At 61.1% G+C, this 12,643-nt stretch carries 12 protein-coding genes; 5 read left to right on the top strand and 7 right to left on the bottom strand.

The genetic code is table 11. The features are described 5' to 3' along the window. Nucleotides 1–4: 4 nt before the first annotated feature. The 3 genes from NG895_RS22885 (at nucleotide 5) to NG895_RS22875 (ending at nucleotide 3,199) form a co-directional block, all read left to right on the top strand. Nucleotides 5–760, top strand: a complete 756-nt coding sequence (locus tag NG895_RS22885) for a YebC/PmpR family DNA-binding transcriptional regulator (RefSeq protein WP_252854867.1) — start codon at nucleotides 5–7, stop codon at nucleotides 758–760. A 121-nt stretch (nucleotides 761–881) separates the two neighbouring features. Then, nucleotides 882–2,327: a sulfatase family protein gene (locus NG895_RS22880; protein WP_252854866.1), complete on the top strand. Its 1,446-nt coding sequence runs from the start codon at nucleotides 882–884 to the stop codon at nucleotides 2,325–2,327. Nucleotides 2,328–2,524: 197 nt separating this feature from the next. Further along, on the top strand, nucleotides 2,525–3,199 hold the full coding sequence (locus NG895_RS22875; RefSeq protein ID WP_252854865.1) for a 3-keto-disaccharide hydrolase: 675 nt from the start codon (nucleotides 2,525–2,527) through the stop codon (nucleotides 3,197–3,199). A gap of 153 nt (nucleotides 3,200–3,352) precedes the next feature. Here the strand turns inward: NG895_RS22875 and NG895_RS22870 are convergent, their stop codons facing one another. The 3 genes from NG895_RS22870 to NG895_RS22860 all read right to left on the bottom strand — a co-directional run bounded on the left by NG895_RS22870 (nucleotide 3,353) and on the right by NG895_RS22860 (nucleotide 6,141). After that, on the bottom strand, nucleotides 3,353–4,693 hold the full coding sequence (locus NG895_RS22870) for an MFS transporter (RefSeq protein WP_252854864.1): 1,341 nt from the start codon (nucleotides 4,691–4,693) through the stop codon (nucleotides 3,353–3,355). A 202-nt stretch (nucleotides 4,694–4,895) separates the two neighbouring features. Beyond that, on the bottom strand, nucleotides 4,896–5,657 hold the full coding sequence (locus NG895_RS22865; protein WP_252854863.1) for an MIP/aquaporin family protein: 762 nt from the start codon (nucleotides 5,655–5,657) through the stop codon (nucleotides 4,896–4,898). 106 nt (nucleotides 5,658–5,763) lie between these two features. Continuing rightward, entirely contained in the window at nucleotides 5,764–6,141 is a 378-nt protein-coding gene (locus tag NG895_RS22860; RefSeq protein WP_252854862.1) for a hypothetical protein, read from the bottom strand. A 284-nt stretch (nucleotides 6,142–6,425) separates the two neighbouring features. Here NG895_RS22860 and NG895_RS22855 point away from each other — a divergent pair, with 284 nt between their 5' ends. Further along, a complete protein-coding gene (locus tag NG895_RS22855; protein ID WP_252854861.1) occupies nucleotides 6,426–8,087 on the top strand; it encodes a hypothetical protein in 1,662 nt (553 codons plus the stop codon). On the opposite strand, the gene NG895_RS22850 is transcribed toward NG895_RS22855, so the two are convergent. From NG895_RS22850 to NG895_RS22835, 4 genes are all read right to left on the bottom strand, one after another. Further along, the gene (locus NG895_RS22850; protein ID WP_252854860.1) at nucleotides 8,056–8,676 is read right to left on the bottom strand and encodes a PEP-CTERM sorting domain-containing protein; all 621 of its coding nucleotides are present in this window, start codon (nucleotides 8,674–8,676) and stop codon (nucleotides 8,056–8,058) included. The genes NG895_RS22855 and NG895_RS22850 overlap by 32 nt on opposite strands. A gap of 113 nt (nucleotides 8,677–8,789) precedes the next feature. Continuing rightward, nucleotides 8,790–10,322, bottom strand: coding sequence for an NBR1-Ig-like domain-containing protein (locus tag NG895_RS22845; protein WP_252854859.1), 1,533 nt, complete (start codon nucleotides 10,320–10,322; stop codon nucleotides 8,790–8,792). Nucleotides 10,323–10,531: 209 nt separating this feature from the next. Beyond that, nucleotides 10,532–11,149 (bottom strand): hypothetical protein, encoded by a 618-nt coding sequence (locus NG895_RS22840; RefSeq protein WP_252854858.1) that lies wholly within the window; start codon nucleotides 11,147–11,149, stop codon nucleotides 10,532–10,534. Between the two features lie 106 nt (nucleotides 11,150–11,255). Then, a complete protein-coding gene (locus NG895_RS22835; RefSeq protein ID WP_252854857.1) occupies nucleotides 11,256–11,666 on the bottom strand; it encodes a hypothetical protein in 411 nt (136 codons plus the stop codon). A gap of 300 nt (nucleotides 11,667–11,966) precedes the next feature. Between NG895_RS22835 and NG895_RS22830 the strand changes: the two genes are divergently transcribed. Beyond that, nucleotides 11,967–12,299 (top strand): hypothetical protein, encoded by a 333-nt coding sequence (locus NG895_RS22830; RefSeq protein WP_252854856.1) that lies wholly within the window; start codon nucleotides 11,967–11,969, stop codon nucleotides 12,297–12,299. Nucleotides 12,300–12,643 lie beyond the last annotated feature (344 nt).

Genomic DNA, 12,643 nt, shown 5'->3' with positions numbered 1-12,643 from the left:
GAGTATGGCAGGACATTCGCACTGGGCGAACATCGCCCGCAAAAAGTCGGCTATCGACGCCAAGCGTGGCAAGGTGTGGAGCAAACTCTCCAAGGCCATCATCGTCGCTGCGCGAATGGGTGGCGGCGACCCGGATGCCAATCTCCGGCTTCGCTACGCCATCAACGACGCCAAAGCGGTCTCGATGCCCAAGGACAACATCGAGCGGGCCATCAAGAAAGGCACCGGCGAACTGGATGGTGGCAACCTGGAAGAGGTGCTGTACGAAGGCATCGGCCCGGCCGGCGTCGCCATCATGTGCGAAATCCTGACCGACAACCGCAATCGCACCGCACCCGAGATTCGCAAGCTGTTCGAAGTGTGCGGTGGCAAGCTCGGCGCCACCGGTTGCGCGGCCTGGACGTTCGACCGCAAGGGCGTGATTGTCATCGCGGACGACAAGACCAACGAAGAATCGCTGATGGAACTGGCCATCGAAGCCGGTGCCGACGACGTCCGCCACGAAGACGGCAGCTACGAAGTAGTGTGCGAGCCGGATGCTTACTCCGACGTGTGCGATGCTATCGCCGCCGCGGAGATCGAAACCGAGAGCCGCGACCTGACCTGGGTGCCCAAGGACACCATCGACCTGAGCGTGGACGACGCCCGCAACGTGCTGAAGTTGATGGAGCGACTCGACGACCACGACGACGTGCAGAACGTGGCGGCGAACTTCGATATCTCGGACGAAGTGATGGCCGAAATCGAAGCTGCCGGCTGAGTGCACCCCCGGTCGGACCAGCAGCGTTAACGCGTCGAAAACGCGCACGGCCCTTGTGGCTTTGCTATAACTGGAGTTAACTCGCATTGAGCTACCCCAGTTCTGCAACCGGAGTTCCACCGTGTTTCGACAAGCCGTGATGCTGTGTGTCCTGTGTGCTCTCACAGGCAATCTGCTGGCCGACGAGCGGCCGAACATTCTCTTTTGCATGGCCGACGATTGGGGCTGGCCCCACGCCGGGGTGTATGGCGATCCGGTAGTCGAGACGCCCACGTTCGACGATCTGGCCCGCCAGGGCGTGTTGTTCGATCGGGCGTACATCTCCAGCCCCAGTTGCACCCCCAGCCGCAACGCGATCCTCACCGGTCAGCAGTTCTATCGACTCGGCCAGGGCGCAAACCTGCACAGTTCGCTCGATCCGGCGCACCCGAACTTCATGTTCCTGTTGCGCGACGCTGGCTATCAGATCGGCCACTGGCGAAAGGCATGGGGTCCCGGCGATCACACGGCGCTCGGCTACAAGGAGCATCCCTGCGGCCCGGGCTCGAAGTTCACCAAGTTCATGAAGCAGCGTGACGCGGATAAGCCGTTCTGCTTCTGGTTCGGCACCTCCGATCCCCACCGTCCTTACAAGAAAGGCTCCGGCGGCGAGTCGGGCATGGACCTGGCCAAGGTGCCGGTGCCCAGCTTCTACCCCGATAAGCCCGAGATTCGCAGCGACATCGCCGACTATTACTTTGAAGTACAGCGGTGGGACAGCGACGTCGCCGCCGCGATCCGGCTGATTGAAGAGGCGGGCGAGTTGGAGAATACCATCATCGTGATGACCGGCGACCATGGCATGCCCTTCCCACGGTGCAAGGGCAACCTGTACGACTGGGGTTCGCGCGTGCCGCTGGCCATTCGTTGGGGCAAAAAAATCAATCCGGGCCAACAGTTCGAAGAGTTCGTTTCGCTAACGGACCTCGCACCCACATTTCTCCAAGCGGCCGGCGTACCGATACCCGAGGAAATGACCGGGCACTCGCTGCTGGGCGAAATGGGGGTCGAAGAGCCGAGCCAGCCCGCCGGCCGCGAATTCGTAGTGTACGGCCGCGAACGCCACGTGCCGGCCCAAAAGATACCCACCATGGACGGCTATCCTGCTCGCGCGATTCGCACCGACCGATGGCTGCTGATCCTGAACGTCGACCCCGAGCGCTGGCCAGCCGGTGTGCCCGAGGGAGCAACCCATCCGATCGACAAGTACGCGGATTGCGACGACGGCCCAACCAAGCAGTGGCTGATCGCCCACCAGGACGATCCTGACGTGGCCCCCTACTACGCGCTGTGCTTCGCCAAGCGCCCGCCGGTGGAACTGTACGATTGCCAGGCGGACCCCGACCAGGTCCACAACCTGGCCGACGATCCGGCGCACGCCGAGACCGTCGAGCAGCTCCGCGGTCAGCTGGTGAAGTATCTCGAATCGACGGGCGACCCACGCTTCACCGACGGTGACGCCCCGTTCGACGGCTATCCCTATCGCGCGAAGTATCTAAAGAGCTATTTGGAGAAGAATGGCTACTAGGACCACCTCGACAGCCCGGCGCGGCAGGTGAGCATTCCGCATACCGTCTCCGCTTTCTCGCTGGCACGTATGCTGACCAGAATCAGCGTGGCAATTCACCGACTTCTCCAACCCAAAAGCCTTTGCTCGCGCCCTCGGCGGTGGATTACAATGGGGCCTTCCCACCTTCCCTTCCCTCCTACCAGGCGAGCCCCCTCATGTCTCGATTGCAACTCACGCTGGCACTGTCACTTTGCTTTGTTCTTGCCACCTGCACCACCGCCACGGCGGAGGAATGGACATCGATGTTCAATGGCAAGACGCTCGAAGGCTGGACCCTCAAGAATGGCACTGCCAAGTACAGTGTCGAGGACGATGCGATCGTCGGCCGCACGAATCCTGGCAGCCCCAACTCGTTCCTCTGCTCGGTGGTGCCTTACGGCGACTTCGAACTGGAGTTCGACGTTAAGGTCGACAACCCGCTGAACTCGGGCGTGCAGATTCGCTCGAAGACAGAGAAAGGTCCCGGCAAGTCCGTCTACAACACGGGCCGCGTGAACGGACCGCAGGTGGAGATTGAAGCCAGTGGCAGCGCAGGCGCCGAGGCCGGCTACATCTACGGCGAGGCCACCGGTCGCGGTTGGCTGATCCCGGACGACAAGCTGATTCCGCACAAGCATTTCAAAGACGGCGAGTGGAACCACTACCGCATCGTAGCCAAGGGCCCGCGGATTCAGACCTTCGTCAACGGCGAGCCAGTGGCCGACCTGACCGACGAGGAAATCTACAAGACCCACCCCAAGGGTTTCATCGGCCTGCAGGTGCACGCCATCGGCGGGAATGAAGGTCCTTATGAAGTCCGCTGGCGGAACTTGCGGATCAAGAAGCTGTAAGTAGCTGCAGGCAGACTGCTGGCAGAAGATAACTCGCCGGGACAACGCCGTCCAAAATGGATAGCGTTGCCCCGGTGTTTGCTATTGAAGATATCTCTACCGTCCCCCGACCAACTGAAATCGACGTCCCGCAAGCAGAAATCGTTTCATCACTCAGGACGCCTGCAGCCCGCCTTCCAGCCGCTTCTCGTGCAGGTCCTCCGGTGGATCAAAGCTCCGTGCATAGCGTAGCTCGGGGAACAGTCGCAGCCAGGCGAGGGTTACCACGATGGCGCCGGCGCCGCCGGCAATTACGGCGCCGACCGGGCCAATGAGCGCGGCCAGAAAACCGCTTTCGGCTTCGCCCAATTCGTTGGAGGCCGAGATGCTGAGCATCGACACCGAGCTCACGCGGCCCCGCATCGCATCGGGCGTGTGGATCTGGATGAGCGACTGCCGCACGAATACCGAGAACATGTCGGCGCTGCCCCACACGGCCATCGCGGCCAGCGCCACCCACAGGGCATTCGACGCCGGCAGGAAGGCGGTGGCTCCGAACAGCATTGTGGCCAGACCGAACACCACCACCGCCCACATCATCTTGGGTCCCACGTTATGCTTGAGCGGCCAGAACGAAAACCACAGTGCGGTTAGCCCCGCACCGATGCCCGGCGCGGCGGCCAGTTGCCCCAGTCCTTCGGACCCCACGTGCAAAATGTCGCGGGCATACACTGGCAGCAGCGCCGTGGTGCCGGCCAGCAGCACCGCAAACAGGTCGAGCGTGATGGCCCCGAAAACCAGTCGGTTGGTGCGGACGTAGTTCAGCCCGTCGACGATCTGCCGTATCGGATGGCGGTCCTTCTGAGGTGGCGATTGGGGAACGTGGCCCACCACGAACAGGCCGATCAGGGCCAGGCCGAACAACAGTGCGCTCACCAGGTAAGCCCAGTGGGGCTGCACGGCGTAGGCGTAGCCGGCAATCGCGGGGCCGACGATGCTGCCGGTCTGCCAGATGATGGAACTGAAGGCGATCGCCCGCGGCAACAGCAGCGGCGGCACGATATTCGGCGCCAGCGACCCAATGGCGGGCGCCTGAAACGCTCGCACCGCCCCCAGCACGGCCGCCAGAACGAAGATCAGCGGCAGGCTGATCCAGCCTTCGTAGCTGGCCATGGCCAACACGGCGGCCACAGCCAACAGCATGCTCAGCGTGACTTTGGCGATGCGAGTTCGTTTGAACCGATCGGCAACAAGCCCCGCCAGCGGGGTCAGCAGGAACAGGGCGACGAACTGGATCAGACCGATCAAACCCAACTGCGCCGCGGCACCGGCCGTGGACATTGTTTCGCGAGCCACGTTGTACGCCTGCCAGGCGACAATCAGCCGCATGCCCGAGGCGCTGACGATGGTGCAAAGTCGCACCACCAGGTAAGCGCGGAATGTGGAAATCTGCAGGGGGTGAGTCGGCGTGGGATCCGGAAGGTGCTTGGGCTCGGGGGGCGGGTCGTTTTCCATAAACCTATCTTCGACACGAAACGAACAATCGCGGCAGCGTGCGACACGATTGCTTGATGGCGCTCGACGGGGGCGGCTTGATCCATGCCGCCGCGGTCCGAGTTCGGCGCTGCAGGTGGGAGTTGAGACACGTCAGTGGCTGCCGATGTTCGGCCGCCATGCTACGCGTCTACTGGCATTCTAGGCAACGCCGGGCGTTTCGTCATCCGATGATGCGGACAACCACGGCGGCCAGCAAGGCCCCGATCAGCGGTCCGGCGATTGGCACCCACGCGTAAGACCAATCGCTGGACCCCTTGGCCGGGATAGGCAGCAAGGCATGGGCGATGCGGGGACCGAGGTCGCGGGCCGGGTTAATCGCGTAGCCCGTCGTGCCGCCCAGGCTCAATCCAATCGCCAGCACCAACAGCCCAACCGGCAGGGCCCCCAATGCACCGAGGCCCACCTTGGTCGTGACCTGCTCTTCCGCAGTCGAAGAAGTCGGCGAGGGCCACTCTACCGACGGATCGGCCGCCAACAGCACGGCCAGCACCAAGACGAAGGTGCCCACCACTTCGGAGAGTACATTGAAGGGATAGTTGCGAATCGCCGGCCCTGTGGCAAACACGCCGAGCTTGGTGGCCGGCTCGTCGCAGGCCTTGAAGTGGTCGTAATAAGCGAGCCACACCACGGCCGCACCGACCATGGCCCCCGCCAGTTGCGCGGTGAGAAAGCCGGGCACTTTGGCCCACTCGAATTCGTCGGCGGCGGCCAATCCAATCGTCACGGCCGGATTGATGTGCGCGCCGCTCATCTCGCCCACGCACCACACCGCGACGAACACGGCCATCGCCCACCCGAAGGAGATGACGATCCAGCCACTACCCTGCCCTTTGGTCTGCGGCAGCGACACGTTTGCGCACACGCCGCCTCCCAGCAGGATCAACAGCGCGGTACCGAGAAACTCGCCGAGATACGCTTCCATCTAATCCGCCTTTGTCTGGTGGGCTCCTACGGTGGGCCGCCCAAGCGATGGCGGCGGGAGTTTCACACAGTTATAACGGCTCGCGCAGCCGTTGGGGAGTCACTTGCTATCCAAATGGTGTCATCAGCACGAGCATCATCATGGTGACCAGCAGCAGTGTACCCAGCAGCACCGCGTAGTTCACCAGCGGCAGCACCTTGTCGGCGAGAAACCGGGTCCACCCCAACAAGCACACCAGCGCGATATCGGCAATCAGTCCCATGCCAAGCAGCGCGTACCAGTACGAGACGGCCAACTGCGACAGCCGCACCAGCCAGAGGACGTTCGGCGACAGTGGCAGGTCCATCTCGGCGTACACCTCCCGTAGCAGCGGAACCACAAACACCAGCACCATCACCAGCGCAACGAGGGCCACTACGTGCAACACCACGGCCAGCGCCATGGCGCCGATGCAGGGCAGCGGTTGATCGTTCGAGTCGTTCATCAAACCACCTTGGGTTGTCGAGTTTACGCACCGCTTAGACCTCGGCGTCCAACACGTGGTTATAACGGCCTCACCGGTCCGGCACGAGCGAAGCACGATCCACGGGTATTGGACCGCGGCCTCCGATTACTGCTGTCCCTAATACTTGAGGGTCCTGGCAAGATTTCCTGTCAAAAACTGCCGCGGTTACCATATAAAAGCGTAAGGGTGTGCCCTCACCTTCCATGGCGAACTTGCGACTCCTGCGAAACGCCTTCCGACCCACTACTTCCCCGATGAATTCCATGCGATACGTTGCTATTGCTTGTTCGACGATTCTCCTCTTCACCGCATGCATTACGGCTCGGGCCGAAGACTCCAAGGCCGAAGCCCGGGCGCCGCGGATCGTGAACATCGTGAACTTCATTCGGCTGCTCGAACCCCGCAGCGAGGCCATTACCGAGGACGTGTTGTACGAGACCGTGGTGAAGCAGACCGAGTTGATGAAGCAGCACAAGTTGCCCGGTACGTTTCTGTTGCAGTACGACGCGTTGATGGAATCGCGGTATCAGCAGTTGCTCGAGGGGCTGCCGGACGAGCAGTTCGAAATCGGCGCCTGGTGGGAACTGCCGCAGCCGCTGGTGGAGAAGGCCGGGCTCGAGTGGCGGGGCCGCTTTCCCTGGGACTGGCACGCCGACGTTGGGTTCGCGTCTGGCTACACGCCCGAGCAGCGCGAGAAGCTGGTCGACGTCTACATGGCCGACTTCAAGAAAGCGTTTGGTTACTACCCCAAGTCGGTCGCTTCGTGGTTTATCGATGCTCATACGCTGCAATACATGCGCGATCGCTACGGCATTGTCGCCAGCGCCAACTGCAAGGACCAGGTTGGCACCGATGGCTACACCCTATGGGGCGGGTACTGGAATCAGGCCTACTACCCCAGCAAGGTGAATGCCTACATGCCCGCGCAGACCGAGTCGCAGCAGATACCCGTTCCCGTGTTCCGCATGCTCGGCAGCGATCCGTTGCGGCAGTACGACAACGGCATTGGCCACACGCACCAGGGCGTGATTTCGCTGGAGCCCGTGTATGGCGACAGTGGTGGCGATGCGGCATGGGTCGACTGGTTCCTCGAGAACTTTGTCGACGGCGAGTGCCTGGCCTTCAACTATACCCAGGCCGGACAGGAGAATTCCTTTACCTGGGACGGCATGCATCGTGGCCTCGAGTACCAGTTCCCGCTCATCGCCCAGCTGCGCGACGAAGGCAAAGTGCGCGTTGAGACGCTGCACGAGTCGGGCGAGTGGTTCCGCCGGAACTTTGAGACCACGCCTGCGACGTCGATGACCTACCAATCGCCGCTGCGTGACGACACCCGCCAGACGGTGTGGTTCAACAGCCGCTTTTATCGCACCAGCCTCATCTGGCAGGATCGCCACCTGAGAATTCGCGACATCCACCTGTTCGACGAGTCGGTCGAGTCGCCCATCCTGAAGCAGAAGATCACCAGCCCGGCGGTGGAGTTCTACGCCCAGCCGGTGGTCGACGGTTTTCATTGGAGCTCCCGCGAGGTGCTGGCCGGCATCGTGTTCAAAGCCCGCATCGATGGCCAAGACGTAGAGTTGACCGGCGGCGAGCCAGAAGTCACCAGCCCCCAACCGGGCGAGCTACGCATCTTGTGGCCGCTGACGAATGTCGAAGGCGCGTTGGTGATCGAACTTGCCGAACGGACCATGCACATCGCTTTGGAAGGCTTGAGCGCCGACTGGTGGGCCGAGTTCCGCGCCGCCCCCGACGCGGATCTGCCCTTTACCCGCGTGCAAGCCAAGTCGCTCGACTGCTCGTTCCAATCGCACGACTACCGGGTGAACGCCACCGAGGGAAGCTTCACGCAGACGGACGGCGGCTTCCGCATCACCCCCGACGGCGGCGCTATCACGCTCCGGCCGGCGATCGGCGGCGAGTAGCTACACACACAGCCCCACCCAAGAGCCCAGCCCCGGCAAGCAGCAGAATCGCTGCGGGCTCGGGCACCGCGCGGGCGATCATGTGTACGCCGTCACCTGCCCCTACTTGAGAGCTGTCCCAGAATCTCGTCGCAATGTCGCCCTCGATGATTCCGGACAGCGAGGTCATGTAGTAGTAGTCGCCAGTTCTAGTACCCCTCTGCGTATACCACTGCAACGTGTACGTGCTGGCTCCCCTGCCGACCCCTTCGATCCCTCGCAGGTAGGCACTGGCAATCTCGGTTTGCGGCAGCGAGATGGCCTCTTCGGTAATGCCGATACCCTGGAAATCGAGAGAGGATCCGGCGCCGCTGGAAAATGCGAACGCCTGGGGGCCATCTACCGCCCAATGCCAGTTGAGAATCTCCTCGCCATCGAGCGTCCCATCCTGGTGGGCATTGTCGGTGGTGGTGATCGTACCGCGCAAAGAATAGCCTTGCTGAAACTCGGGGTAATCGACGATCTGATAGATTCGCGCGGCCGAACACGGAGGTGCCGCGGCCAACAGTGAACCGAACACTCCAACGAGTGCCATAAATTGTCGCAACATGGTGCCTTCCCCTGATTCTCAATGGTCGCTTAACGGCCGAGCAACCTTTATCCTACTCGCAAGTCGGCTTGGGTTCCAACAAGGTGAAGGGGCTAATGTCTTCGCATTGCAACTCAATCGACCAGGCCAGCGGTTCCCTCGTGCCGAGCGTCTTCTGGCGCCACCACGTCAATCGCGTGGGTCAACTCCTCGCCGAAGCGGGCGTCCCCCGCGTGCAGCATCTGCCAGTGGGTCTCGTAGCGGCCGGCCTTCGCGGGGGCGGTGAGCGTGACATCGAACTTGACGGGACGCCCGCGGAAGATGCCGCCGTACGTCGGTATCTCGTTATCCTCGTCGTTCAGCTTATAACGGCCGGTGCCAAACAGTACCACGTCTTGTTGCTCGTTCTGGCCAAACTGAAACCCCGCGGCCCCTGTCCAGCGAACATCACCGGTGTTGCGTACGATCACCTGGGCTGTGACCGTCTGTCCGGGACGCAAGGTCTCCGGAAGGTTATGCCAGAGGATCCTCGCATCCAGATCGGCCACGTCGTTGTATTGCCGCGCCCCTTCGGCGGTGGTGCGGATGTACTGGTACGGATCGTTGTCGCTCGACCAGGTATCCGTATTGCCGCTATCGTTGGGCGGATCGAGCACCTGGGCCCCGCGGGTATCGGCCGCGTAGATGCCGGTGCCTTCGGCATACTCGTTCCAGCTCTCGACGTACACCCGGTCGATGGACGACTTCTGACTGGCAACCTTGGCCCAGGCCGCCGCGTAGTGCGATCCGCCCGCTCGCGGCAGAAAGTACCCCGGATCGCGGATGTTCTGGTCCCAGTAGCCTGGTTTCAATTGCACCGTGCGGAGCGAGTTGTAGCTCCGCGGATCGAAGTAGGCCTGGGTTTCGAACTGAACCACCTTTTCGTCGGCGAAGCCGAGCGTCGCCGGACTGACGGCCGTAGTGATCATGTAGATGTCGTCGTGGAACATCGCGTGTTGGGCGGCGAACTCTGCCGCCAGGCGCCCCTGGACCTCCGCGCGGGTGAGCGACGACAGATGGGCCAATGAATGGTGAACGTGCCACACATCGAGCACGGTGCGTCCATCGATGTGGGTGAGATAGCTATCGGCGTGCTCGTCGGGGTTGGTGTCGAAGTACTGCTGGTAGAACTTGCTGTACATGCCGACGAAGGTGTCTTTTCCCTCGGCCGTGGAGACATCGAGCGAGTTGTTCATCCCCCAGATGATGATGGGATCCAGAAACGGCGTCACTTTCGGCACGTCGTACCCCTCGCGCCGCAGTTCGCGCAGGGCGGCAAACAGGTTGCGCCGCTGCTGGTGGAAGTCGTCCGTCAAATGGACGTTCATCGCGTCGATATTGGCCGCCATCACCTGCTTGATCTGCGTCTTCCAGAACGGCACCTCGCCGGTCCAGTTCTCACGCCCCTCGATTGGCAGCCAGGGACCGTCCTGCTGACCCCCGTCGGAGCGATACCACACGAAGAAACTGGTGCTGACAATCTTGTCGCCCAGTTCAAAACTCCTGCCCGGCGTCGAGAGATCCGCGGGCACTTGCTGTGCCGACGCGATGCTGGCGGCGAAAGTCAGCAGCGTCGCCGACAGAGCCAGGACCCAATTAGCGGATGAATTGCGCGCGATTGTGTGCATCCAACACCTCGCCAGAGAATGGAAACAGGTACGAGGTCTACTACCCGCAATGCTAACCACAGTTGTCGGGCGATGTAAGCCAACCACCAGGCGTGCTACATACAGAATGCCGCGCACCGGTGCAGTGCAAGACAACTGTGTCCGATTTGCATTTGGTTGCGGTTAGACAACTGGGCCGCGGTTCGAGAACGACATTGCGCTTGCCGGACTCACTTCTGCGGGAGTTGCTGGGGAGCTGGTTCCTTCTCCTTCAGAATCTGTTGAGTCCAGACTTCTTCGACTTCGAATCGGAACTTGGCAGGGACTTGATCGCCCGGCTTGTACTGCGATGGGCGATCGGCCTTTGGATGCCTCGCTTCCTTGGGATCGGGTGCTTGGTATTCGAAGGATGTTCGATAGAAAAGTCGCCCCACCGCTACGACCGTGGGGTATTCGCCTCCCGCGCGGAAGACCTTGTCCGGCCAACTTTGCCTGAGAGAAAAGGAATACCAGCCAGCATTCAACTCGTCCGGACACTTCGTCCCATAGCCTGGCACACGGCCACGGATCAGATAACGCCCTGGAAACGTATACTCCCTGCCATCGCGAACTGTCGCTGCACTCGGCTCACTGGCCGTAAGTACCTTCAACAGTTGCTGTAGCTGCTTCTCCGAGGTGACTTCCACAACCTGACTGGCCTGGTCCTTCGACTCCGTGAAGGCTTTCGTCGGAATCGATTGCGCGTCTGCCAGGTCCTGTGCCGAGACGGAACAACTCCACACCAACAGGCATGGTAGCGCTAACCCAAGATACCGTGTTGCCCTTGCTGGTAGTAATCTAGTGTTCATTTTGTATTCCTGTTTTCCAGAATGGCCGGCTCGCTATCGACGCAGCCCGAGCAGTCCCAGACTTCGAAGGGGGCGGAGTCAAGTCGCCCCTTCAACGAGCTTCGCCCTACTCGGAGGTGGAGTCAACACCTTGGTCAGCCTCGATCGGGATCTCGTCTTCGAACTCCATGTTGTACGCACCCAAAAACCTAACCACAGCCTCCCGGGAGTCGCTTTGAGTCTCGTAGGTGGGTATGACTCCTTGTTCGAGTTGCTTCAACCGCTCTAGAAACTCAGCTCGGTCGAAGTCTTCATCGCCTGCAATCGCCACCAGGCCGCGCGTCAGATTCTTTAGCCGGTTATTTGCTGCCAGGTTTGGCTCGAACTTCCCGACGAGTGAACCGACACTGAAAAACACGAAGCAAAACCCCAGCACCATGACACTCTGCAGCGCAACGCGAAGCCCGCGATGGCGAACGCCCAGTTCGACACCAAACCACAGCGTAACAGAAACGACTATCCAAAACTCGACATGCATCCGGGGCTCCTCACGCGGTCGCTTCTTTTCGTCGGGACTTGTCGACGGGTGGCACTAGCCGCGAGTGCCACTCTACGGCTGGGTGGCACTGTCCTGGTGTGTGCCACGGGCTCTGCCCGTGCAAGCCACTGGTGTTCGGCTTGCACACCACTCCGGTTAATCTACTACACCTGTCTTTGCCCCTTCACAATGCCAGACTCATTTTCACTGGGGATCTCGGTGCATGGCGTCATGGTAGTTCAAAGCACGGGCGGAGCCCGTGGCACACAGAAAAGTGGCGGCTAGTCAGTGCCACCCGTCGTGTTGCAAGCCAAGCAACACAAGGCCAACCACCTCAAGAGCGTGGCCCCGAAACTGGAGGTGCTCGATAAACTCATCGGTGATGAGAATTGGGATCCAGAATCTGACATGCGATTCCGGGTGCTACTCAATAAGGCCCGCCGTCAAATTGCCGAGCCCGATCATTGCCCAGTGGAAGCCCAGAGGCTGCTGAAACAGGTAGACCTAGTAATGGGGGCAAGGAAAGCCAACCGAGAGGCTGAGCTAATGCAACAGCGGGACAAGCTAGAGGCGGACCTAGAGGCCAACAGCGCGGAGCTAGACACGTTGGCCGATCCTGAATCGGCTGAGTAATCCTCCAGGCCACACCTGCCCACCATGGAAGAAAGATTAGTAGCCGGGGTAGGCGTGGCTTTAAACCATCTTCGGTCGTGAGATTGTGATTCGATGCTACGGCCAGCAGCCGCGACCGGACCCACAGCCGCCGAGTCTGGGCAAACACGATTCGGCGGAACAACTGTGGGCTAAATCAGAAAGCCAGATAGAGAAATCTGGTTACGCCCGTCGCCCCTCATTCGAGGGCGGCGGGTTTTTAGTTTGAACCACGCGATGCTTCGGTGTTATCGTTCAGCGGTTCTTCGCTTCTGTGGGAGTCAAGTTGCTATCGTACCTGGTGAGACTTCCTACTGGGCATCATT

It is taken from the genome of Aeoliella straminimaris (genome assembly GCF_024054565.1).
Classification (GTDB): domain Bacteria; phylum Planctomycetota; class Planctomycetia; order Pirellulales; family Lacipirellulaceae; genus Aeoliella; species Aeoliella straminimaris.
This window is presented reverse-complemented; position numbering and strand designations above follow the sequence as displayed.

Excerpts from the sequence above, each read along its gene's own strand:
- NG895_RS22885 (WP_252854867.1), top strand. The coding sequence starts at position 5 with ATGGCAGGACATTCGCACTGGGCGAACATCGCCCGCAAAAAGTCGGCT.
- NG895_RS22875 (WP_252854865.1), top strand. The coding sequence starts at position 2,525 with ATGTCTCGATTGCAACTCACGCTGGCACTGTCACTTTGCTTTGTTCTT.
- NG895_RS22870 (WP_252854864.1), bottom strand. The coding sequence starts at position 4,693 with ATGGAAAACGACCCGCCCCCCGAGCCCAAGCACCTTCCGGATCCCACG.
- NG895_RS22865 (WP_252854863.1), bottom strand. The coding sequence starts at position 5,657 with ATGGAAGCGTATCTCGGCGAGTTTCTCGGTACCGCGCTGTTGATCCTG.
- NG895_RS22860 (WP_252854862.1), bottom strand. The coding sequence starts at position 6,141 with ATGAACGACTCGAACGATCAACCGCTGCCCTGCATCGGCGCCATGGCG.
- NG895_RS22855 (WP_252854861.1), top strand. The coding sequence starts at position 6,426 with ATGCGATACGTTGCTATTGCTTGTTCGACGATTCTCCTCTTCACCGCA.
- NG895_RS22850 (WP_252854860.1), bottom strand. The coding sequence starts at position 8,676 with ATGTTGCGACAATTTATGGCACTCGTTGGAGTGTTCGGTTCACTGTTG.
- NG895_RS22845 (WP_252854859.1), bottom strand. The coding sequence starts at position 10,322 with ATGCACACAATCGCGCGCAATTCATCCGCTAATTGGGTCCTGGCTCTG.
- NG895_RS22840 (WP_252854858.1), bottom strand. The coding sequence starts at position 11,149 with ATGAACACTAGATTACTACCAGCAAGGGCAACACGGTATCTTGGGTTA.
- NG895_RS22835 (WP_252854857.1), bottom strand. The coding sequence starts at position 11,666 with ATGCATGTCGAGTTTTGGATAGTCGTTTCTGTTACGCTGTGGTTTGGT.